At 49.5% G+C, this 23,432-nt stretch carries 21 protein-coding genes; 10 read left to right on the top strand and 11 right to left on the bottom strand.

Annotated features, from left to right (window positions below; genetic code table 11):
- Nucleotides 1–170 precede the first annotated feature (170 nt).
- The 3 genes from ttcA to B3Z23_RS08145 form a co-directional block, all read right to left on the bottom strand.
- A complete protein-coding gene (gene ttcA / locus B3Z23_RS08155) occupies nucleotides 171–1,064 on the bottom strand; it encodes a tRNA 2-thiocytidine(32) synthetase TtcA (RefSeq protein ID WP_294906604.1) in 894 nt (297 codons plus the stop codon).
- A 388-nt stretch (nucleotides 1,065–1,452) separates the two neighbouring features.
- On the bottom strand, nucleotides 1,453–2,436 hold the full coding sequence (gene zntB / locus B3Z23_RS08150; RefSeq protein ID WP_294906602.1) for a zinc transporter ZntB: 984 nt from the start codon (nucleotides 2,434–2,436) through the stop codon (nucleotides 1,453–1,455).
- 162 nt (nucleotides 2,437–2,598) lie between these two features.
- A complete protein-coding gene (locus B3Z23_RS08145; protein WP_294906597.1) occupies nucleotides 2,599–4,200 on the bottom strand; it encodes a peptide ABC transporter substrate-binding protein in 1,602 nt (533 codons plus the stop codon).
- Nucleotides 4,201–4,496: 296 nt separating this feature from the next.
- Here B3Z23_RS08145 and tpx point away from each other — a divergent pair, with 296 nt between their 5' ends.
- Nucleotides 4,497–5,000, top strand: coding sequence for a thiol peroxidase (gene tpx, locus B3Z23_RS08140; RefSeq protein WP_294906595.1), 504 nt, complete (start codon nucleotides 4,497–4,499; stop codon nucleotides 4,998–5,000).
- 46 nt (nucleotides 5,001–5,046) lie between these two features.
- Here the strand turns inward: tpx and tyrR are convergent, their stop codons facing one another.
- The 7 genes from tyrR to pspA all read right to left on the bottom strand — a co-directional run bounded on the left by tyrR (nucleotide 5,047) and on the right by pspA (nucleotide 10,830).
- The gene (gene tyrR, locus B3Z23_RS08135) at nucleotides 5,047–6,627 is read right to left on the bottom strand and encodes a transcriptional regulator TyrR (protein ID WP_294906592.1); all 1,581 of its coding nucleotides are present in this window, start codon (nucleotides 6,625–6,627) and stop codon (nucleotides 5,047–5,049) included.
- 151 nt (nucleotides 6,628–6,778) lie between these two features.
- Nucleotides 6,779–7,861 (bottom strand): YcjF family protein, encoded by a 1,083-nt coding sequence (locus B3Z23_RS08130; protein WP_294906589.1) that lies wholly within the window; start codon nucleotides 7,859–7,861, stop codon nucleotides 6,779–6,781.
- On the bottom strand, nucleotides 7,858–9,255 hold the full coding sequence (locus B3Z23_RS08125; RefSeq protein ID WP_294906586.1) for a YcjX family protein: 1,398 nt from the start codon (nucleotides 9,253–9,255) through the stop codon (nucleotides 7,858–7,860). Before B3Z23_RS08125 ends, B3Z23_RS08130 begins: the two co-directional genes overlap by 4 nt.
- Nucleotides 9,236–9,484, bottom strand: coding sequence for a phage shock protein PspD (locus tag B3Z23_RS08120; RefSeq protein ID WP_294906583.1), 249 nt, complete (start codon nucleotides 9,482–9,484; stop codon nucleotides 9,236–9,238). The genes B3Z23_RS08125 and B3Z23_RS08120 overlap by 20 nt, the downstream gene beginning before the upstream one ends.
- A gap of 33 nt (nucleotides 9,485–9,517) precedes the next feature.
- Nucleotides 9,518–9,880, bottom strand: coding sequence for an envelope stress response membrane protein PspC (gene pspC, locus B3Z23_RS08115; protein WP_294906580.1), 363 nt, complete (start codon nucleotides 9,878–9,880; stop codon nucleotides 9,518–9,520).
- Nucleotides 9,877–10,110, bottom strand: a complete 234-nt coding sequence (gene pspB, locus B3Z23_RS08110) for an envelope stress response membrane protein PspB (protein WP_294906577.1) — start codon at nucleotides 10,108–10,110, stop codon at nucleotides 9,877–9,879. Before pspB ends, pspC begins: the two co-directional genes overlap by 4 nt.
- Before the next feature lie 48 nt (nucleotides 10,111–10,158).
- On the bottom strand, nucleotides 10,159–10,830 hold the full coding sequence (gene pspA, locus B3Z23_RS08105) for a phage shock protein PspA (RefSeq protein WP_294906574.1): 672 nt from the start codon (nucleotides 10,828–10,830) through the stop codon (nucleotides 10,159–10,161).
- 177 nt (nucleotides 10,831–11,007) lie between these two features.
- Here pspA and pspF point away from each other — a divergent pair, with 177 nt between their 5' ends.
- From pspF to B3Z23_RS08065, 8 genes are all read left to right on the top strand, one after another.
- The gene (pspF, locus tag B3Z23_RS08100; RefSeq protein ID WP_294906571.1) at nucleotides 11,008–12,018 is read left to right on the top strand and encodes a phage shock protein operon transcriptional activator; all 1,011 of its coding nucleotides are present in this window, start codon (nucleotides 11,008–11,010) and stop codon (nucleotides 12,016–12,018) included.
- 147 nt (nucleotides 12,019–12,165) lie between these two features.
- Entirely contained in the window at nucleotides 12,166–13,812 is a 1,647-nt protein-coding gene (gene sapA, locus B3Z23_RS08095) for an ABC transporter substrate-binding protein SapA (protein ID WP_294906568.1), read from the top strand.
- Nucleotides 13,809–14,774: a putrescine export ABC transporter permease SapB gene (sapB, locus tag B3Z23_RS08090; RefSeq protein WP_294906566.1), complete on the top strand. Its 966-nt coding sequence runs from the start codon at nucleotides 13,809–13,811 to the stop codon at nucleotides 14,772–14,774. Before sapA ends, sapB begins: the two co-directional genes overlap by 4 nt.
- Nucleotides 14,775–14,968: 194 nt before the next feature.
- The gene (gene sapC, locus B3Z23_RS08085) at nucleotides 14,969–15,859 is read left to right on the top strand and encodes a putrescine export ABC transporter permease SapC (RefSeq protein WP_294906563.1); all 891 of its coding nucleotides are present in this window, start codon (nucleotides 14,969–14,971) and stop codon (nucleotides 15,857–15,859) included.
- On the top strand, nucleotides 15,859–16,854 hold the full coding sequence (gene sapD, locus B3Z23_RS08080; protein WP_294906560.1) for a putrescine export ABC transporter ATP-binding protein SapD: 996 nt from the start codon (nucleotides 15,859–15,861) through the stop codon (nucleotides 16,852–16,854). Before sapC ends, sapD begins: the two co-directional genes overlap by 1 nt.
- On the top strand, nucleotides 16,854–17,663 hold the full coding sequence (sapF, locus tag B3Z23_RS08075) for a putrescine export ABC transporter ATP-binding protein SapF (RefSeq protein ID WP_294907678.1): 810 nt from the start codon (nucleotides 16,854–16,856) through the stop codon (nucleotides 17,661–17,663). Before sapD ends, sapF begins: the two co-directional genes overlap by 1 nt.
- Nucleotides 17,664–17,804: 141 nt before the next feature.
- Nucleotides 17,805–18,593: an enoyl-ACP reductase FabI gene (fabI, locus tag B3Z23_RS08070; RefSeq protein WP_038020759.1), complete on the top strand. Its 789-nt coding sequence runs from the start codon at nucleotides 17,805–17,807 to the stop codon at nucleotides 18,591–18,593.
- 212 nt (nucleotides 18,594–18,805) lie between these two features.
- On the top strand, nucleotides 18,806–19,861 hold the full coding sequence (locus tag B3Z23_RS08065) for a hypothetical protein (RefSeq protein WP_294906557.1): 1,056 nt from the start codon (nucleotides 18,806–18,808) through the stop codon (nucleotides 19,859–19,861).
- Here B3Z23_RS08065 and B3Z23_RS08060 read toward each other — a convergent pair.
- A complete protein-coding gene (locus B3Z23_RS08060) occupies nucleotides 19,858–20,766 on the bottom strand; it encodes a LysR family transcriptional regulator (RefSeq protein ID WP_294907675.1) in 909 nt (302 codons plus the stop codon). The genes B3Z23_RS08065 and B3Z23_RS08060 overlap by 4 nt on opposite strands.
- Before the next feature lie 245 nt (nucleotides 20,767–21,011).
- Here B3Z23_RS08060 and B3Z23_RS08055 point away from each other — a divergent pair, with 245 nt between their 5' ends.
- A complete protein-coding gene (locus B3Z23_RS08055) occupies nucleotides 21,012–23,321 on the top strand; it encodes an FdhF/YdeP family oxidoreductase (protein WP_294906554.1) in 2,310 nt (769 codons plus the stop codon).
- The last annotated feature ends 111 nt before the right edge of the window (nucleotides 23,322–23,432 follow it).

The following is a 23,432-nucleotide window of genomic DNA, read 5'->3' as shown; positions in this document are numbered from 1 at the left end:
GGATAGGGAAAGCAGATGTGTGAACGCTTGTGACTCATTGTAAAGTCTGCTAATTATTTCCTTCTGATGGCTGAGAAAACGTTGCTCCACCTCCTATAATTCAGAATGAAGTATGATGATATAATGATGCAGACAATCGCGGTATTGCCTGCATCAGGACGGGAGCAGAATCAGATATTGGTAATGTTAATATACAGCGACTCATCAATATTAGTAGAAGAAACTGTCGCTTCAGTAAATGCGTAAGCTTCACGCTCGCCCTGCCGGTCAAGCGGCAGATTTTCAAAGTCGAACAGTTCACGGTCAGCTAACTGGCTTGGACTGACATTTTGCAATGACTTAAACACGCTTTCCACACGGCCAGGTTCTTTTTTATCCCACTCAGTCAGCATCGATTTAATCGACTGACGTTGCAGGTTTTCCTGAGATCCGCAAAGATTACACGGAATAATCGGGAAATCTTTCTGCTCAGCAAAACTGATCAGATCTTTTTCACGGCAATAAGTTAATGGCCGGATAACCACATTTCGGCCATCGTCTGAACGTAATTTGGGCGGCATGGCTTTCATCCGTGCACCGTGAAACATGTTCAGAAACAGCGTCTCGACAATATCATCCATATGGTGACCCAGCGCAATTTTGGTTGCGCCAATTTTTTCAGCAAACGAGTACAGGGTGCCGCGACGCAGTCTTGAACACAGTCCGCAAGTCGTTTTACCTTCAGGGATTTTCTCTTTAACCACCGAGTAGGTATCTTTATCGACAATATAATATGGAATATCGAGCCGTTCAAAGTAGTCCGGTAAAATGTGTTCAGGAAAGCCCGGTTGTTTCTGATCGAGGTTGACGGCAATCACCTCGAATTTGATCGGGGCAACCTTCTGCAGACTCAGCAGAATATCTAACATTGCAAATGAATCTTTGCCGCCGCTCATGCAGGCCATCACTACATCATTGTCTTCTATCATCTGATAATCAGTAATCGCGCTACCCACATTGCGACGAAGACGTTTCTGAAGTTTATTGAATTCGAGCGTTTCTTTTCTGGTATCTGTCTGAATCATAGCTTCTGTTCACATCGCCGGAGAAACCGGCTGTTTATTTCCTGGTTAGATGCCTGCATAGCAGCGGATTATACGGATTTTTCCTCAACGGGGAAATCTACTTATCAGAAGCAGTGACAGAAAGAATTTGTGCAGAAGATAATTGTAAACGACCGTCAGGGCCGAACGCATAAGGAGTGTCGGTATATTCAGCGAAAAAAAACCGGCGTCAGAAACGCCGGGGTCATAAGAATTAAATGTGCTATGCAGTAATTCAAAAGTAAGACAATGTGGAGCACAACGCCCATCGCTTGACGTTGCATTCACCTGCGGAAAGAAGTATCTGCTATCTGGCACGGTGATGAGTTGATTAAGATCATATTTTTTCCGGTTATTTCCACATCATTCGTTACAGCCATTTACGATCTTTCAGCCACCAGGTGATACCCACAGCGATTACCACCAGAACTCCACAGAATACCGAAAATCCGTAATGCCACTGTCCCCCGGGAATGCCTCCAAGGTTTACCCCAAACAATCCGGTCAGAAATGTGGCTGGTAGAAAGACCATTGCCAGTAATGACATAATATAGGTCCGACGGTTCATTGCTTCGGCACGTTGTGAGTCAATTTCATCATTAAGCACTGCGGTGCGGGCAACACTGGCATCCAAATCTTCCAGCCCTCTTCCCAACCTTTCAGAGATATCCTGCATCAGCCGGCGCTGAGCATCATCCATCCACTGGAATTTTTCACTGGCGATTCGCGCCAGCACATCCCGTTGTGGCGCCATATACCGCCGCATAACAATAAGTTGCTTACGCAATAGCGCCATCTGACCTTGCTGTGGGGTCTTTCCTGTCAGCAGCCCATCTTCCATATCGATAATTTTATCGTGCAAATCTTCAATAAATTCACTGATATGATCAGTCAGAGAGTCGCAAAACTCAACCAGCCAGTCACCGGCATTATCCGGTCCTACACTGTTTTTAAGATTTGACCAGACATCCTCGACTGCGGCAACCTTACGTTGCCTGGTGGAGACAATCAGCCGGTCATTAATAAAGATTCTGACTGCTACCAGTTCATCTGGTCTTGAATCATGATTAAAATTAATACTGCGCAGAGTGATCATAAAGCCATCGGCCAGCTTACTGACCCTTGGGCGCATACTTTCTCCCGCCAGGGCATCGCGGACAGAATCCGGGATCAATGGGGTAGCCTGCAACCATTCCGCACTTTCCTGCTGAACATAATTTAAGTGCAGCCAACACGGACGTTCGCAATTCACCATCTCATTGTCACTGATAGGCAACATGCCTCCCTGTCCATCCAACTGACAGGAAATAATCGCATCCGGGATATGCAGTTCCTTACCGTCAATAATGCTCACAATTTCCCCTTACTTCATTCTGACCAATTTCATAAAACTGTATTGTAGTGGATTGCTTAACAATTAAGATGTTTAAAACGTAAAAGCGCATTTCAGTGGTTAGTACAGAATTAAGGTAATAATCATTTAAATCAACATGATATTTTAAAATGCCACCACACTTTACTCTACCGGCTGCCCTGGCCATAACTCACGGTTGTAGTAAAGCCCTTGTGGGTTTTTCTCCTGATACCTCTGAAGCCCGGGAGCAACCAGCCGCTGCGTGGCATACTGAAATACCGGTGCCACTGGCACCTGTTCGGCAATGAGATGCTCTGCCTGATTATAGTCCTGGTTTCTGAATTGATCGGAGGACTCCTGTTCCGCTCTGTGGATCAGAGAGTCGTACTGTTTATTACTGAATTTACTGATATTTTGTGGGTGTCCGGTAGTCAGTGGATTAAGAAATGCTGCAGGATGATTAAACTCAGCCAGCAATGTTGCGCCTGAAACATCAGAGACTGGCTCAGATTGCGGACCTGGCGAAAGTGGTTTCAGAATGATGTGTGCATGAAGCTGCTTTTGCCACATGGCAGCAATGGCACGGACAACCTGCGGCTCATCGCCGGCATCAAGGTAGCTGAAAGTCAGGCTTAGCGGCCGTGAAGGCCCATATCCCGCCGACAGCACTAGTGATTTGGCCTGGGTTATCCTTTCCTGTACCGTATGCTGTTCAGCAGATAATAATTGCGGTGTGAAATTTCCGGTCGACGCAGGCGTCATTTGCCAGGCAGCTATCGCCCTGTTTTGCAGAACACTGGCGACAATCGCTTTCCTGTCAATACTCCAGGATAACGCTTTTCTCACCCGCACATCCGTCGTCGGACCATTAACCTGATTAAATACCAATAGCCAGTTGGCCAGACGCGGCAAACTCACTATCTGATGTTTGAAGGGTTCCTGCACTGGTTGCTGCAGTTTCAGTGGCGCAGAAATGTGAACATTTCCCAGTGCGTAACGCCGGAATAGTTCCGGAGCACTCTTTATTTCAATATAGGTCACTTTGGTGAGCACTGTCCCTGCGGCGTTGTAATAATAAGGGTTAGGAGTGAGGTCGATGGAGTGTGGCTGGCTGTAGTCGGACAACATCCAGGCACCATTAAATAGTTGAGTTTGTTCGTTGTCCCGCCAATGACCGATCTGGTTACGGTGTTTTTGTGGATAAAAGGCCGGGTGGGCGGTCATTACAGGAAAATAGGCCAGCGGCCGTGCCAGGGTGATTTTCAGATGAGTATTATCTATAGCTGTGATCCCCAATGCCCGGGGTGGCAATTCACCACGAATCACTTGCTGTGCATTTTTTACCCCGCTCTGCTGCAGATAAGTTTTATAGCGGGAAGCGGTGTCCGCATCGGCCAACCGTTGCCAGCCGTAAACAAAATCAGCTGCGGTGACGGGGGTGCCGTCTGACCAGCGGGCATTTTTTCTCAGCGTGAATATCCAGTTCCGGTTATCGTTACTTCCCCAACTGACAGCAACCCCGGGAAGGATATTTCCCCGGGAGTCCACCCTGGTTAGTCCTTCGAACAAATCCTGCAACCACGGAGCCTCTTCCGGTTGAGTTTGTTTCCGCGGATCAAATGTCGATGGCAAAGAGGTTACCTGTCGTACCATCACCTGACGGTCGGACAACATCGCGCCCGCAGGAATATCTACCGCTTTTACCGGGCCTGACAAGATCACTGCCATTGTCAGTAAAACCGACCTTATCGATTTAACCATCATACCCTCCCTGTTCCGTCTGACTGAAGACAGCGTTGACGATAATGTCTGCTCCCGCTCATTTACCTACCGCCGCGTTCCATATAGCGGATATTGGCCGGGAATTAGAAATTTCCTGTGTATCTCTGTGCCTGTGGTTTTACGATAGCTGAGGTGACCGGGAACTGTCTTTTGTCCGGTTTTCTGTGAGCCTGACTCGTAAAACAGAGCAAAATATGGGATAAATTAATCGGTCACTTGCACTGTTATCAGAATTCACAGCGTAACAGTAAATTACTTATGATTAAAAGGAACAGCAAATGTCTCAGACAGTTAACTTTAAAGGTCAGCCTGTTGCAGTCGCCGGCCAGTTTCCGGCTACCGGGAAAACTGCCCCTGACTTCACCTTACTGGCAAAAGATCTGAGTGAAGTTTCTCTTGGCGATTATGCCGGGAAACGGAAGGTCCTGAATATTTTCCCAAGTATTGATACCAGTACCTGTGCAACATCAGTACGCAAATTTAACCAGCTGGCCTCACAGCTGGCCGATACGGTGGTGTTATGTATCTCTGCTGACCTGCCGTTTGCGCAAAGCCGTTTTTGTGGTGCCGATGGCCTCGACAATGTGATTACCCTGTCAACACTGCGCGGCAGCAATTTCAAACAGGATTATGGCGTCGAAATTGAACAAGGCCCGCTGAAAGCACTGACTGCGCGTGCTGTGCTGGTACTGGATGAAAACAATACCGTACTGCATGCTGAACTGGTTTCAGAAATTGCTCACGAACCTGACTACGATGCTGCACTGGCAGTACTGAAGTAACCGGATTAAGGTCCGGGTAAATTCCCCGGACCTGTCACGGTGTCGTTCAGGATGGCTCTTCCTCTGCTGTTGCTCCCTTCTTATTATTCAGCCCATACTCCCGCAGCTTATTTGCAATCGCGGTATGAGACACCCCAAGGCGTTTCGCCAGTTTCCGGGTACTCGGATAGTGGTCATATAAACGGGTCAGTACCGCACGTTCATAACGGCTGGTAATATCATCCAGTGAGCCTTCAAGATTATCATCCCGGGTCAGGTCAGCAATGTACTGTTCGGGTAGCATAATATCTTTAGGTTGCAGCTCTTCACCTTCCAGTTGGGTCATTGCCCGGTACAGAATATTTTTTAACTGTCTGACATTTCCCGGCCAATTATATCGTCCCAGAAAGGCCGGTAGTTGTGGTGAAATTGCCGGACAGCGAATACCCTGTTCATCGGAAAAACGGGCAACGAACATTTCCGTCAACGGCAGGATATCCTGAGGATGTTCCCGTAAGGCAGGCAGATTCAGTGTCAGCACATTCAGTCGGTAGAACAAATCTTCACGAAACTCCCCGCGGGTCACCAGTTCCTGCAAATTTTTCTGTGTGGCGCAAATCACCCGCACGTCAACATGAACCTCGTGTTCTTCACCGACCCGACGGAATGTGCCGTCATTGAGAAACCGCAGCAGTTTGGTTTGCATTCTGGGAGACATTTCACCAATTTCATCCAACAGAACCGACCCGCCGCTGGCCTGTTCAAAAAATCCTTTCTTATTTTCTAATGCATTAGGGTAAGCTCCCGCAGCATGACCAAACAATTCACTTTCGGCCACATCATCAGGCAGTGAAGCACAATTCAGAGCCAGGAAGGGCTTAGCACTGCGCTTACTCCGCATATGGCAGGCCCTGGCAAGTACGTCTTTGCCGGTACCGGTTTCACCAATAATAAGCAGTGGAGCATCATGCATCGCCAGTTTTTTTGCCTGATTCACCAGTTGACGCATGGCCGGACTAACGGCGACGATATGCGCAAAACCAGAATCGTCAGAGCTATTGAGATTTTGTAACTGATATCCCATCCGGGCAGTTGATTTCAGCATGATCATGGCACCTACCGGCGAAACCTGTCGCTCCTGATTATCCGGCAAATAGATCGGTATCAGTTCCATCAGGAAATCACGCCCGTGAATCACCACACACTGCGCCAAGGACGTGACAACGTCACCCTCACTTGCCTGAGGGAATCGAAAGTCCTCAATTAACTGGCTGATATTATGGAGGCGGATTTTTTTCTCATCCTGGCCAAACAGACTTAACGCAGCAGGGTTTGCCAGTTCAATGCGCCCTTTCAGATCGACAGAAAGTACCGGTTCCGGCATTGCCACCAGTAATGAATTAAGTACACGGTTTTCTCGCTCTGAAGGCATATCAGTGACTGTCCTGACATCCGTTACCCCGGGGGTGCGGCGTATTTCAGCCATAAGGGAACTAAATTCATCGAAAGGAATTGGGCTAAATCGCAGATACAGACGCTCCAGCGCGAGGATCTCAATGCCGTACAAATCAATTTTTCTGGTGACCAGCAGATCGAGCAGTTCGCGTACCAGCCCTAACCTGTCTTTACATACTATTTCGAGGCGCATCAGTCTTTTTCCCGGCAATGACATTATTTTGTCATAATAACCCGGTAGCCAGCACAGCAGAAGATACCCTGTCATGAAAAGTTGACAGCAATGCAGTTCCTCCGGCCAGCCTTGGCCGGAAATGTATCATTTAATTGACGTGATATCTCAGTTAATAATCGACAGGTTTATCCGCTTTTGAAGCTGTGGCGGTTTTCTTTTTCATCGATTCACGCAACTGTATCAGTAGCTCACTGCGAAAATCCGCCAGCCGGGGTTTATCGTCATTCAGCCAGGGTAACGGACGACATTGCTCCATCGCTTTAATACCCAGCCGGGCGGTAAGCAGCCCAGCTCCGATCCCCTGAGCAGCCCGGGCCGATAATCTGGCCATAATATCCTGAGACATCCAGTCCAGCCCAACTTCACGCACTAACTCGCTGGCTCCGGCAAAAGCAATATTAAACAGCACCCCACGGAACAGGCGTAAACGGCTGAAATAACCCAACTCAATTCCATATATACGGGCAATCTGATTAATCATCCTGATATTACGCCAGGCAATGAACGCCATATCTACCATTGCCAGTGGACTGACGGCAATCATTAATGTCGATTCGGCAGCATAACGGCTGATTTTCGCCCTGGCCTGTTTATCGGCCACAGGCTGGACTCTGGCGGCATACAACACCATCACTTCCCGATCATTATGGGAGTCCTGCAACTCCGCCTGCCAGCGCCGATATGCCGGATGTGAGGCATCTATTCCCGCCCGCGTTGCCAACCTTTCACAGAATGCTCTGGCCTTGCCATTACCATGGCTACTGAGTAATTCCTGAGCCTCATCACGCTCCTGAGCCCTGTGACGCAACACAAATAACCGTCGCCACTCAACCGCCAGGCTTCCGAGTCCGGCAACGACGACCAGACCGAATGCCGTAGCGGCACCCAGTTCAGCCCACTGGCGGGTTTGCCAGGCACTGATCAGCCAGTTGACGGTCTGACCAGCGACGCTGACCAGAAATATAACTACCGCCACCAGCAGTATTTTTTGCCACAGCGTCCGGCGTGGGCGTAAGGCTGCCACTACAGGTTCTTCGTCTGCTCCCCCGTCCGGGGGTAAATCGGTAAGTGGAGCTAAGGCAGTGAAAGAATCATCATTATCAAAATGTTGAGCCGCCCGCAGTGCTTCGGCGCTTTTCCCGGTGGAGTCATTAAAATCAACGCGCGGTTTGATAGGTGCCGGTTCGCTCATCGTAATTTATCTCCCAGTAAAAATTCCAGCGCACTGTCCATACGGATATGCGGCAACGGCGCATCGATGTCCATCTCTGCCGGACGAAACGCTTCAAAACGAAATCCCTGGGTCTGCCAGAATCCCGGAGCAGGCAATCTGGAGGGAACCTCTCCGGGATAAAAAGTCAGTGGCTGACCATCCGCTAACCGGTGCCCCCGTAAAGCAGGTATCACTTGTTGCTGATGGCTGATGTTGCCTGATTCTGTTGCCTTAATGGCCGACAGCCCCAGACAGTCTATTTTGATTCCTTCGAAGGCGGCATTCTGCCAGGCATCCTGAACCATTTGCTGTAAAAGAGACACCAGATTTACATGCTGATCATGAGTGATATGATCCGCTTTACTGGCCGCAAATAATAATTTATCAATCACCGGCGAAAACAGTCGTCGTAGCAGTGTTCGCTGTCCGTAATGGAAACTTTGCATCAGTTGAGTTAATGCCAGTCGCATATCATTAAATGATTGCGGCCCACTGTTCAGTGGTTGCAGACAATCGACGAGCACAATTTGCCGGTCGAATTTCACAAAGTAGTCTTTATAGAATCGTCTGACGACATGCTGGCAATAATAGTCATAACGGGCCTGTAACATGCCAAAGGCAGAGTGTTTATCCGTTTTGTTAAGTCCGGCAAGGGAGGCTTCATCAACGAATGGCCACGGAAAAAATTGTAATGCAGGGGCTCCGGCCATATCACCAGGCATCACGCAACGGCCCGGCTGAATAAAATGCATACCGCTCTCCTTGCAGTCATGCAGATAAGCGGTCCATGCGGCGGAAATGTCGGCCAGTTGCTGCTCATCAGCAACAGTTCCCGGCTCCAGTCCTGCGGCCAGTTTGCGCCAGTGGGCAGCACGTACTCCACGTTCGCCTTGCAACAGGCCAAGCATTTGCTGCGACCAGCTCAGGTAATCCTGGCCCAGCATGGGTAAATCCAGCAGCCATTCGCCCGGATAATCAATAATTTCCAGATAGAGAGTCGAAGTATCTTTAAAGTAGCGCAGCAATGAGTCCTGAGAACGAAACTTCAGTGCCAGACGCATTTCGCTGATGCCGCGGGTTGGTGTGGGCCATTCCGGAGGTTGCTGATACAACTGCGCCAGCCCGCTGTCATAATTGAATCGTGCAATCCCCATATCCCGTTGCGGAATACGTTTAACACCCAGCAACCGCTCTTCTCTGACGACTGAAAACAACGGCAACCGGGCGCCATTATGGATATTAAGTAACTGATTAACCAGTGAGGTGATAAACGCTGTTTTGCCACTGCGGCTGAGCCCGGTCACCGCCAGCCGCAGATGTTTATCCGCCCCGCGGTTCACCAGCGAAACTATCTCATTTTGCAGCTTCTTCATGTTTCTCCCTGAACAGACGCGACGACAATTTCTTCATTATTGCAGACAACGCCGGTTCAAGCACCAGTGCCAGCGCGAGACGTAATGGTTTCCGGGCAACCCGGTTCAGTACTCTGGCGCTAATCCCCGCCGGAGTCCGGCTGATCACTGTAAGAATGATAAATTTGACCACCGAAAGTAACGCTGGCATCAGGCGTTGCCATCTGCCCTGCGACTGCTGATATTTCATAACTCGCCTCCGACGGGAATGACCCATGGCTACCTATAACTGCCTGAACCGGCTACGTACCGAAAAAGTTTCTGAGGTGACATAGCGTTCAATCTCTCTGACCTGTTGCTCGCCCTGCTGCATCTGCTGTTCCAGCTGATTCAGCAGTTCTGTGGCGGTCGGACTATCCTCTGCGTTTTCTGCGGTAAGTGGTTTTTTGTCGAGAAAAAAACCAAGAGCGAAATAAACCACCACCGTAATAAAAAACAGTCCGATAAACAGCGAAATCACCACCATTATACGGATCAGATTGACGGGCACATTGAGATATTCTGCCATCCCCGCGCATACGCCCATCAGTTTACCGTTCTGCGGATCACGCCATAACCGGCGGGAAGTTACAGGCTGCTGGTTCATTGCTGTTGCCTCCACTGTGAATTTTCTGCATCCAGTATCGCTTCCAGGGACCGGATTCGCTCCTGCATCCGCCGTGCATCCACTGTCAGTTGCTGCAGGCGCTGCATTTCCTGGGGCGACAATTGGCTGCCGTTACTGTTTTTGTTGCTGTAGTGCAGCCACAGCCAGATTGGTACCACAAACAGTACAAATATAGTCAGCGGGATCATAAAAAGTATCATTGCGCTCATGAACTCTCCTTACCTGAGTCGCGGTTCAGCCTGAAGGGATGACAGACCTTACTGCCCGTCATTACGCTGCATTTTTTCTTTCAATGCGGCCAGTTGCTGACTAATATCATCGTCGGCTTTCAGGCTGGCAAACTGCTGGTCAAGCGTCTGAGGCTTACCAAAACGCTGGCTTTCTGCTTCCGCTTCCATATGGTCAATACGACGTTCAAAAGACTCAAAACGGGCCATCGCCTGGTCGATTTTTCCATTATCCAACTGACGACGAACATCACGTGACGCAGAGGCTGCCTGGTGGCGTAGTGTCAGCGCCTGCTGACGTGCGCGGGTTTCTGTCAGTTTGTTTTCCAGTTCGGTAATTTCCCCTTTCATACGATCCAGAGTATCGTCAGTCTGGGCAATTTCCTGATGCAATGAAGCGGTTAAACCATCCAGTTTCTGTTTTTCCAGTAATGCCGCGCGTGCAAGGTCTTCTTTATCTTTACGGATAGCCAGTTCAGCTTTTTCCTGCCACTCCAGCGCCTGAGCCGCTGACTGTTCTGCCCGACGAGTCAGTTGTTTTTTTTCCGCCAGCGCACGGGCCGATGTGGTACGGACCTCGACCAGTGTATCTTCCATTTCCTGAATCATCAGGCGTACCAGTTTCTGTGGATCTTCAGCCCGCTCCAGCAGTGAATTAATGTTGGCATTCACGATGTCAGTAAAACGAGAAAAAATACCCATGTTATATCTCCTGAAATCAGCCGGCATATTGGCCGGGATAAAAAAATCACTCTCACAGGTAATAGCAATCAGCATGCCAGTTTTTTATCTTATTGTTTTTCAGAGAATTAATATCATTGCCCTACAGAATTGTTCGCGTAGAATGGTGATATTCATTACTAAGTGGTTAATTTCATCATGAATGAACGTCAGGATAACCTGTTAGGTGAATCAAACAATTTTCTTGAGATGCTCGAGCAGGTTTCGGCACTGGCGCCACTCGATAAGCCGGTACTGGTGATCGGTGAACGAGGCACGGGTAAAGAGTTGATTGCCAGCCGACTGCATTATCTCTCTTCACGCTGGCAGGGACCATTTATCTCGCTGAATTGTGCGGCTCTGAATGATAACCTGCTGGATTCAGAGTTATTTGGCCACGAAGCCGGAGCATTTACCGGCGCACAAAAACGCCACCTGGGCCGGTTTGAGCGGGCAGACGGCGGCACCTTGTTCCTGGATGAACTGGCGACTGCACCGATGATTGTTCAGGAAAAACTCCTGAGAGTGATTGAGTATGGTCAACTGGAACGCGTCGGTGGTAACCAGTCTCTGCAGGTAAATGTTCGCCTGGTATGCGCGACTAATGAGGATCTGCCTGGTCTGGCGGCCCGGGGGAAGTTTCGCGCCGACTTACTCGACCGTCTGGCGTTCGATGTGGTGAATATTCCTCCGTTACGTGAACGCCAGTCAGATATTCTGGTGATGGGCGAACATTTTGCCATCCACATGTGTCGCGAGCTGGAATTACCACTGTTCCCGGGCTTTAGTGAGAAAGCACGCCGTCAACTGTTGGCATGGCACTGGCCGGGCAATGTCAGGGAGCTAAAAAACGTGATTGAACGTTCAGTTTATCGGCACAACAATAGCGATGAGATGCTCGACAAGATTATTTTTAATCCTTTCCGTCCGGATTTTACCCCTGATGCTCCTGCAACCACTGTTCCGGAAAGCAGTATTGAAGGCAGTTCTGTTTTGCCTGCACTGCCACTGGACCTGCGTGAATGGCAGAATCATCAGGAATATTTGATCACCGAAAAAAGTTTGCAACAACACCACTACCATCAGCGTAAAGCTGCCGAAGCTTTAGGGCTGACCTATCACCAGCTCAGAGCATTAATTAAAAAACATCAGATCCCCACCGAACGGTGACTGACGCCTGTTGTGGCGGCGGCCTCCCCTGATCTGTACAGTTTTTTGTCATCTTACAGAAAAAACTTCAGGGTTGTTTCAGCAAATTTGGGGTCATCGCAGGGTTTGAGATACACTGCCTGTAAACTACAAAACATCCTGAGTAATATGTCGAAAATATTATCTGCGTCGAAAATGTTATCTGCACTGTGCCTGGGACTGACTCTGTGTATCAGTTCAGCTTTCGCCGCAGTTAACCACGATATCCGGCAAAGTGGCTTTGTCTATTGTGTCAACGGTGTGCTGAATACCTTTAATCCGCAGCTTGCCAGTGGTGGCCTGACGGTAGATACCTTAGCTGCACAGTTATACGATCGCCTGCTGGCTGTGGACCCCTATACCTACCGGCTGATACCGGAACTGGCAGACAACTGGGAAGTTAAAGATAACGGTGCCACCTACATTTTCCACCTGCGTCATGGTGTGAGTTTCCAGACCACCTCCTGGTTTACCCCGCACAGAACCATGAATGCTGATGATGTGGTGTTTAGCTTTTCGCGAATGTTCGATCGGAATAGTCCATGGCATGAAGTCGGCGGCGGCAATTACCCTTATTTTGACAGTCTGCAATTTGCTGACAGTGTCGTGAGTATCAAAAAACTGGACAACTACAGGGTCGAATTCCGGCTGGCCAATCCCGATGCCTCGTTCCTGTGGCACATTGCCACCCATTATGCACCGGTGCTGTCTAAAGAGTATGCAGATCAACTGACGGCGAGCGGCCATCAGGAAATGATGGATCGTCTGCCGGTAGGCACAGGACCTTATCAACTCAGCGTCTACCGTGCGGGTCTGTTCATCCGTCTCAACAGAAATCCTCATTACTGGAAAGGCATCCCCCGGATGCAGCAGGTTGTGATTGATATCGGCGCTGGCGGAACCGGGCGTTTATCCAAACTGCTGACCGGGGAATGCGATGTACTAGCATACCCCGCTGCCAGTCAGCTACCTATTTTGCGTGACGACCCGAGGCTTCGGATGACGTTACGTCCCGGGATGAATATTGCCTATCTGGCATTTAATACCCGAAAACCTCCACTGGATAACCCGGAAGTTCGTAAAGCTCTCTCTCTGGCGATTAATAACGAACGTCTGATGTCGTCTATTTATTACGGGACTGCCGAGACAGCAGCCTCTATTCTGCCCCGAGCCTCCTGGGCTTATGATAATAAGGCCAGTATTTCAGATTATGATCCTGCCAAAGCCCGTGAACAGTTGGAGCAACTGAAAATTCAGGATCTGCATCTCAGGCTCATGGTGCCAACTGAGTCTCAGCCCTGGAACCCCAGCCCGCTCAAAATGGCCGAACTGATTCAGGCCGACCTTGCACGGATTGGTGTTACCGTGGATATTATTCCGGTCGAGGGCCGATTCCAGGAGGCTCAACTGATGGCGCTAAATCATGATATGACGCTATCGGGCTGGTCAACCGACAGTAATGACCCGGACAGTTTTTTCCGACCGCTGCTAAGTTGCGCGGCCATCGGTTCTGCCACTAACTATGCACACTGGTGTAATCCACAATTCGACCAGATACTACATACAGCCTTAATTTCTCAGCAACTGGCTGACCGGATTGACAGCTATGACCAGGCCCAGCAAATGCTGGCTGCCCAGTTGCCGGTGTTACCTCTGGCCTCGTCTCTGAGATTGCAGGCCTATCGCTATGATATTAAAGGACTGGTGTTAAGTCCGTTTGGTAATACTTCGTTCGCCGGGGTATATCGTGATGATTCCGAAGAGAACGCACCATGATCATTTTTATTCTACGCCGTCTGGTTCTGCTGCTGGTTACACTGTTCATGCTGTCACTGGTGGCTTTCAGCCTGAGTTATTTTACCCCGCACGCCCCACTGGAAGGGGCTTCACTATCTGATGCCTGGTGGTTCTGGTTTAAAGGGATGTTGCAGCTTGATTTTGGTGTGTCGAATGTCAACGGACAGCCTATTTTTCAACAACTGACCGAAGTCGTTCCGGCCACCCTGGAACTGTGTGTGCTGGCATTTGCCATGGCATTACTGTTGGGAATTCCACTGGGTATCATCGCGGCAGTAATGCGCAAAAAATGGCAGGATAAACTTATCAGTGCGTTAGCACTGATTGGCTTTTCATTACCCGTGTTCTGGCTGGCATTACTGCTGACACTATTCTTTTCACTCACTCTCGGCTGGCTGCCCGTTTCCGGCCGCCTGAATCTTCTCTATCCATTGCCTCATGTCACGGGGTTTGTGCTGATTGATACCCTGCTTTCCCATTCGGTCTGGCGCCATCAGATGCTGATCAGTATTTTTCAGCATCTGTTGTTACCGGTGATTACCCTGGCAGTAGCCCCGATGACTGAGGTGATCCGGTTAATCCGCAACAGTACCCTGGATGTGATTGATAAAAGCTATATCAAAGCGGCCATCACCCGCGGCCTGTCAAGGTTTACGGTTATCCGTCGTCATGTTTTGCATAACGCCCTGCCTCCGGTCATCCCTCATCTTGGGCTACAGTTTTCAACCATGTTAACTCTGACCATGATAACCGAGGTGGTGTTTAACTGGCCCGGTATCGGCCACTGGCTTATAGGGGCAGTTCGCCAGCAGGATTACACCGCCATTTCTGCGGGTGTGATGGTGATTGGCAGTATGGTCGTGATTGTCAATGTTCTGTCTGACATCATCGGTGCTGCCCTAAATCCACTGAAGCACAAAGAATGGTATGCACTTCGCTAATCACCACTGATATGAGCTGGCAGATTAACAGAAGAATCCGTGACGGCATCCCCGTCCACAGGACCAGGCCAAACAACGTTATAATCAGTAGTTGCAGGGGCTGGTATTCAGCCAGTGTGCAATAACGCCGGGATATCCGGAGTCACAATAAAAAGCGATAAACATGATAAATAACAGATGTATAACGGTGATTTATGCCCGCTGATAATATCTATCAGGAAAAGCGATTGCCCGGTACCTTTCGTCAATCCTGGAGAAAGTTTTATCACGATACTGCGGCCATGGTGGGTCTGTACAGTTTTGCAGCCCTGCTGCTGCTTTGCCTGTTTGGCGGGCTGCTGGCACCTTATGGTGTGGATCAGCAATTTATGGGATATCAGCTATTGCCGCCCTCCTGGTCCCGTTATGGTGATGTGTCATTTTTTTTGGGTACGGATGATTTAGGCAGAGACCTGCTGAGTCGTCTGTTAAGTGGTGCCGCACCCACAGTAGGATCGGCCATCCTTGTCACTCTGTTATCTGCAGTGTGTGCTTTGGTCATAGGTATCCTTGCCGGAGTGACTCATGGTTTTCGTTCAGCCGTAATGAACCATATTCTGGATACACTGCTTTCCATCCCTTCTTTGTTGCTGGCCATCATTGTCGTTGCTTTTGCAGGTCCGAGTTTGTTCCATGCGTTGATTGCTGTCTGGCTGGCCTTAATGCCACGACTGGTCAGGGCTATCTATATCGCCATACATGATCAAATGGAAAAAGAGTATGTCGTCGCTGCCAGGCTGGACGGTGCCAGTCAGGTGACTCTTCTGAAGGATACAATCTTACCGAATGTATTACCTCTTTTGATCAGTGAGTTCACCCGTGGGTTGTCGATGGCTATCCTGGATATTGCGGCTCTGGGATTCCTGGGGCTCGGAGCTCAGTTACCTTCTCCCGAATGGGGAGCAATGCTGGGAGACTCATTGGAATTAATTTACGTCGCACCCTGGACTGTTATGCTGCCGGGTGTCCTGCTGATGTTAAGCGTACTGATTATTAATCTGTTAGGCGACGGAATACGTCGTGCAATTGAGGCCGGGGTGAAATAATGCCATTACTGGATATACGTAACCTCACTATTGAATTCTCTACCGCAGATGGTCCGGTGAAAGCCGTAGACCGGGTCAATTTGATCCTGAGCGAAGGTGAAATTCGTGGACTGGTCGGCGAGTCAGGCTCCGGAAAGAGCCTGATTGCGAAAGCCATCTGTGGCGTTACCTCAGATAACTGGCGGGTGACGGCTGACCGGATGCGCTTCAATGATATCGATCTGTTACGTCTTTCCCCACGCGAGCGTCGTAAGATTATTGGCCGCAATATTTCGATGATATTTCAGGAACCACAGTCGTGCCTTGATCCTTCTGAAAGTATTGGCCGTCAGTTGATACAGGCTATTCCGGGATGGACACTGAAAGGACACTGGTATCGCCGTTTATGGTTCTGGCGAAAAAAACGGGCTATAGAGTTGTTACACCGGGTCGGTATTAAAGATCACAAAGATATTATGCGAAGCTTTCCTTATGAACTGACAGAAGGCGAATGCCAGAAAGTCATGATAGCGATAGCTCTGGCGAATAAGCCGACCTTGCTGATTGCCGATGAACCCACTAACGCCATGGAACCCACCACCCAGGCCCAGATTTTCAGGCTGCTGAGTCGGCTGAACCAGAACAATAACACGACTATCCTGTTGATCAGCCATGATCTGCGCACCATGAGCCAGTGGGCCAACCGGATAAACGTGATGTATTGTGGTCAGACAGTTGAAACAGCCCAGAGTGAAGAGCTGATAAATGCACCAAATCACCCTTATACTCAGGCGTTGATTCGTTCAATGCCTGATTTTGGCCGAGCGTTACCCCATAAAAGCCGACTCAATACACTGTCGGGTGCCATACCGTCGCTGGAACATCTGCCGGTAGGTTGCCGCCTCGGCCCCCGCTGTCCCTATGCACAGCGCGAATGTGTTGTCGCACCACGTCTGACAGGCAATAAGACCCATCTTTATGCCTGCCACTTCCCGCTGAATAAAGAGCCGCAGTAATTATGGAAACCTTACTCGAAGTCCGTGATTTATCTAAAACCTACCGCTATAAGACAGGTTTATTCCGGCCACAGCTGGTGGATGCGGTTAAAAACGTCAGTTTCACCTTACGGGAAAAACAAACGCTGGCGATTATTGGTGAAAATGGTTCCGGAAAATCGACACTGGCAAAAATGCTGAGTGGAATGATCGCCCCGACTTCCGGAGAAATCATCATCAATAATCATGCGCTGGAATTTGGAGATTACGGCTATCGTAGTCAGGTGATACGAATGATCTTCCAGGATCCGGGTACTTCCCTCAATCCACGCCAGCGGGTCAGCCAGATTCTTGATCTGCCATTACGGTTAAATAGTGAACTGGCGCCGGAAGCGCGTGAACAACGGATTATCGAAACGTTGCGCAAGGTCGGCCTGCTTCGCGATCACGCCGGTTATTATCCGCATATGCTGGCTCCGGGGCAGAAACAACGTCTGGCGTTGGCGCGAGCACTGATATTGGAACCCAAAGTGATTGTCGCTGATGAAGCGCTGGCTTCGCTCGATATGACCATGCGTTCACAACTGGTGAATCTGATGCTGGAATTGCAGGAGCGTGACGGGTTGTCCTATATCTACGTGACACAGCATATCGGGATGATGAAACATATCAGTGATTTGGTGATGGTGATGCATCAGGGAGAAGTCGTTGAACGTGGCGGCACCGCCGATGTGCTGGCTTCCCCCCTGCATGATCTGACTAAACGACTGATTACCAGCCACTTTGGTGAGGCGTTGACCGCAGAAGCCTGGCGACGAAATGAACGATAAATCACAGAATTTTGCCCTGAGCGTACGTGACTTTACCTGATAACCCATTGTCGTGTTAGAATCCCCGGATTGAACATTGCGGACTGGATAAAAAGCAACCAGCCTCCGCCGACAACAATAACCATATTAAGGATTACAGCTATGGGTTTTCTTTCCGGTAAGCGCATTCTGGTCACTGGCGTTGCCAGTAAACTGTCTATTGCATGGGGTATTGCCCAGGCGATGCATAAGCAGGGTGCTGAACTGGCATTCACTTACCAAAACGAAAAATTAAAAGCACGCGTTGAAGAGTTTGCCAAAGATCTCGGTTCAGATATCGTTCTGCCATGTGATGTGGCTGAAGATGACAGCATTAAAGCGCTGTTCACTGACCTGGCTAAAGTATGGCCAAAATTCGACGGTTTTGTTCACTCTATTGGTTTTGCACCAGGCGACCAGCTGGATGGCGACTATGTGAACGCTGTTACCCGCGAAGGCTTCAAAATTGCCCATGACATCAGCGCCTATAGCTTTGTTGCTATGGCAAAAGAGTGTCGCGCCATGCTGAACCCAAATTCAGCATTATTAACCCTCTCTTATCTGGGTGCAGAGCGAGCTATCCCTAACTATAACGTGATGGGTCTGGCAAAAGCGTCTCTGGAAGCCAATGTCCGTTATATGGCTAACGCAATGGGTCCTGAAGGGGTGCGTGTTAATGCTGTGTCTGCCGGTCCAATCCGTACCCTGGCAGCTTCAGGAATTAAAGATTTCCGTAAAATGCTTTCACACTGCGAATCTGTGACGCCAATCCGCCGTACTGTCACTATCGAAGATGTGGGTAATTCTGCCGCGTTCCTGTGTTCAGATCTTGCGGGGGGTATCACTGGTGAAGTTGTCCACGTTGATGGCGGCTTCAGCATTGCAGCAATGAACGAACTGGAACTGAAATAAGTTTCTGCGGCAGGAGGTGAATCCGCCTGCCGCGACTTTTCCCCGGCCTCTCTGCCTCGTAACCCACGCAAATTCATTCATATATCAGCTTGTTATTAGTTAGTCTCTAACATTCCTTCTGCCGCCACTCTACCTAAGACACTATAGGCTTATGGCCGTTTGCAGGTGACCCTTTTCCCGAATTCATCTGCCTGACATCAGAAGGAATCACTATGGAATTACGCCAGCGTCAAAGCAGCTACACCCTGATGAGCGAATCACACTCCGGGCCTTGTCAGTTGTATCTGCCTGCAGGAACAGGCAGAAACACCCTTCGCCACCCGGACGATTTGTTTGCCGGACTGTTACAGCACTCTGCTGTTTCAGTATCCCTCAGACAATTACTCTTACCTGTCACCCGCCAGAGTGCGGCTATCTACAGCCGGTTGTTTCCGGAAAGTCCCTGTCCGGAAAATAATTGTTCGCTGACACTTTATGACCGCCTCAATGTTGCACTAACGGTGGCTCAGTTAAGCGATATCAGTATGTTGTGTGATTTTTATGCCAATCATCTTAGACCGCTTGCCGGCCCCTCCGGGACTAAAGAAAATAATAACCGCCTGACCGAAATTACTCAGTACGCGCGCCAGCTGGCATGCTTCCCGGAGACTGCCTGTGCTCCTGCAATTTCACGGTTACAGAATGTTGGCCTGACCGCCTCAGATATCCTGACACTGCACCACATTTGTGGTTTTATCAGCTGGCAGTCACGAATGATGACAGGGATAATGGCGCTGTCAGGAATCAAGCTTCCGGCCTTTTTTATGTTCACCAGTGCTCCGGTATTTCCTGACCTGCTGTCAGACACAGTTGCACCACAGAAGTTGCCGCCCGTAGAATTTAATCTGCTGCGCGAACCTGCTCTGGAGATACTCAGGGAAGTACAAACGTTAAGTCACCCTGATTTTGTACCGCTGGTGATTGCTCATGCACCGGCCCCTGCTCAGGCCTGGCTCTGCCTGCGCAGTATCAGCCCTGGCAGTCTTTCTGAAGCTCAATCCCGCGAACTTGAGTTAGCCGTAGACTTACCCGCCAATACAGTCAGTGATCACAGCATTTCCGGATCTGTCAGTCATCTGATCCGTCAACTGTTACAGATGCCGGCGCGGGACTGTTTTACAGAGACTGAACGACTTAACCGCAATGGCTGGAAATCAGAAGCAATACTTCAACTGCTGTTTGTTGTGGCATCCTCAGGCTGGGACCGGGCACTGACCCCTCTCAGTTAAAAACTATTTAATGATGGCAACAACAGTCTGGCTTCATCAAAAAAATGCTGAGTTAACGGGGTAGCCCTGCTGCTGCCGGCAATCACCATGGCACCCTGTCTGGACATCTTCGGGATGTCCACCATCACCTGCGACAATTCGCCAAGCATGGATGGTAAGACGTTCCCATGAGGAGCCAGCATAATACCGATACCCTGGTGTGCCGACTCCAGCAATTGCAATACAGATGAGGTTTCTATAATTACCCGAAAAGGCACGCCAGCCTGTCGAAAACTATTATCCAGATAACGGCGGAAATAACGTGTTTGTGCGGCCAGACATAACGGAAATTGAGCAATCTTCTCCAGAGAAACAGGTGATTTATTGTCTGGCAACTCAAAGGCATTACCGCAGTAAAGTGCTACGACGCCCTGATCGGGAAACAGGGCATCCTGGAACTGAAGTTCACGTAGAGTGCTCATTTCAAAGAAACCAAATGCTACGTCAACCGTATGGCTGTTAATGGCTTCCAGTAACTGATCTGCACTCATCACATCAATCCGATAGTTTATCTCCGGATAACGACGTGAAACGGCCTGCAATACTCCGGACAAAGAGATACTACACTGCGGCACAACCCCGATGCGAAGTGTTCCCTGCATACCATGTTTCATGGCATCCACTTCGAGCTTAAGGCCCTGATACACAGAAACAATTTCACGAGCCCAACTCAGCACTCTTTCGCCTTCCGGTGTGAAACCAGAAAAGTTATTACTCCGGTTGATCAGCGAAACACCTAACTCTTTTTCCAGATTTTTCAGGCGCAGAGACAATGTCGGCTGGCTGACAAAACTGGCTTCAGCGGCACGTCCGAAGTGTTTTTCGCGCTCCAGATTGCACAAATACACCAGTTGTTTTAAATCCATTGCCTTCGCTCCCCTCTGCTCAATACGACTTATTATTCCCTGCCAGGCATCAGGCAGAGTGGTATCGGTGTACCTGTTATCAGGATCACGCGGTTTCATCTCATACGCAAGTGTTAAGCCCGCGATAAGGATCATCTATTGCTCGTTTATTGTAATCAATTAGACATTACACAAACACGAAAGCACAATTTCGTTTATATAATTAACACACCACAATAACAATCAGATCACATGAGTAGCTTAATATGAAATTCAAACGCCAGATTAAACCTTATCGCGCTGCAGCCGGTGGCTGGGGATCGCTGGAAGCTACTACCCGCTATGTTTTTGAGAGTAAGGCAGTTCTGAAAAATATGCGCAACCTGCTGCGCATGAATAAGGCCCGTGGCTTTGACTGCCCGGGATGTGCCTGGGGCGACGATAACAAAAGCACGTTCAGCTTTTGTGAAAATGGAGCTAAAGCGGTCACCTGGGAAGCGACTCGTCGGGTAGTCGATAACGATTTTTTTGCAGCCCATTCGGTCAGCCGTCTCTATCTGGAAAGTGATTATTTTCTGGAATATCAGGGTCGTCTGACCCATCCGCTTTCATACAATGCCGAAACCGACCACTATGAGCCCATCAGTTGGGAGGATGCTTTTACCCTGATCGCGCAGCATATCGGAGAGATGAATAATCCGGATCAAATCGAACTCTATACTTCTGGCCGTGCCAGTAATGAAGCTTCATGGCTATATCAATTGTTCGGCAGAATGCTCGGCACCAATAACTTTCCCGACTGTTCAAATATGTGCCACGAAGCCAGTGGTACAGGCCTTAAACGTAGCATTGGTGTGGGTAAAGGGACCATCCGGCTGGATGACTTTGACCACGCAGATGCCATTTTTGTCTTTGGCCAGAATCCGGGAACGAACCACCCGCGAATGTTACATAGCCTGCGCCATGCGGCAGATCACGGAGCGAAGATCGTGACTTTCAATACGCTTCGGGAGCGTGGTCTGGAACGATTCGCTGATCCACAAAAACCACTGGAAGTCGTCACCCCGATGGCAGGGAAAATCAGCTCGTCTTACTACCAGCCCAAACTGGGGGGTGATATGGCTGCAGTCCGCGGTATGGTGAAAACTCTACTCGCACAACACCGGGACAATATTGCTGAAGGCCAGCCAGGGATTTTTGATGACGTGTTTATCCAGTCACATACTGTCGGCGTGGATGATTACCTGGCCGCAGTAGATGCAACTTCCTGGGAGCAGATAACCTTTCAGTCCGGGTTGTCGGAAGAAGAGATTCGCCAGGCAGCGGCAATCTATCAGAGCGCTGAACGGGTTATTTGTACCTGGGCAATGGGGATCACTCAACACAAACACTCAGTGGATACGGTGCGTGAAATTGTTAACCTACAACTGCTGTTTGGTCAGTTAGGAAAAAAAGGCGCCGGATTATGCCCTGTCCGTGGTCACAGCAACGTTCAGGGTAACCGGACTATGGGGATTGATGAAAAACCCAATGCCCCGTTCCTGAATGCATTGGCCAGCCATTTTGATTTCCAGCCACCACGTGAAGCAGGCCACAACACAGTAGAAGCGATTGAGGCCATGCTACGTGATGAAATAAGAGTACTGGTGACCCTCGGGGGAAATCTGGCGGCGGCAGCTCCGGATTCACCTCGCACTGAAGAAGCTATACAACGATGCGCACTGACTGTGCATATCAGCACGAAACTAAACCGGACCCATCTGGTGCCAGGTTTCCAAAATAGTCTGATACTGCCGACACTGGGCCGTACTGAACGCGATATCCGCGCCACTGGTTCACAGTTTATTACCGTAGAAGACTCTTTCAGCATGGTTCATGCTTCTGAAGGGGTGGGCATTCCGCTGGCAGAGACCCAACGCTCAGAAACTGCAATAGTTGCCGGAATTGCAAACGCCGTGTTGGGTTCAGAAAAACTCAACTGGCTGGAGATGGCCGATGATTACGGTATTATTCGTAATCATATTGCGGCCACCATCCCGGGCTTCAGCGATTTTAATCAAAAATGCGATCAACCCGGTGGTTTCTATCTGGGTAATGCGGCAGCAAGACTGGAGTTTAATACCCCGTCACGTAAAGCTGAATTTAATGCGTCAGCGTTGCCGGTATCTCTGTTTCCACAACTGGCGGGAGAAAGTGCGCCATTTGTGTTGCAGACATTACGCTCACATGACCAGTACAACACGACGATTTATGGCCTGGACGATCGTTACCGTGGGGTTTATGGACAGAGAAAGGTGGTGTTCATTAATCCTGAAGACATGAGTGCCCGGGGACTGAGTGAAGGCCAGCAGGTTGATATAGAAACCCTGTGGAACGATGGCATAACCCGCCAGGTACAGGGTTTTGTTTTGGTGCCTTATAATATCCCCCGGGGAAATCTGGCCGCTTATTACCCTGAAACCAACCCACTGGTACCGCTCTCCAGCTTTGGTGATGACAGTGGTACTCCAACCTCGAAATCGGTGCCGGTGAAACTGTCACTGACCACAGAACAGCCATCTCTCAGAATTGCCTGAGTTATTGAGTGAAAAAGCCGGAGATGACTCCGGCTTTTTTTATCTTTCGCCGTTTGGCTCTTGCCCGGGCGCCATGATTCGCGTAAAACTGTCTGCCGCTGTTAGGCCACG

The sequence above is a fragment of the Tatumella sp. UBA2305 genome (genome assembly GCF_002345795.1).
GTDB lineage: Bacteria > Pseudomonadota > Gammaproteobacteria > Enterobacterales > Enterobacteriaceae > Tatumella > Tatumella morbirosei.
The sequence above is the reverse complement of the archived record's forward strand: the minus strand, read 5'-3'. Positions and strand labels throughout refer to the sequence as shown.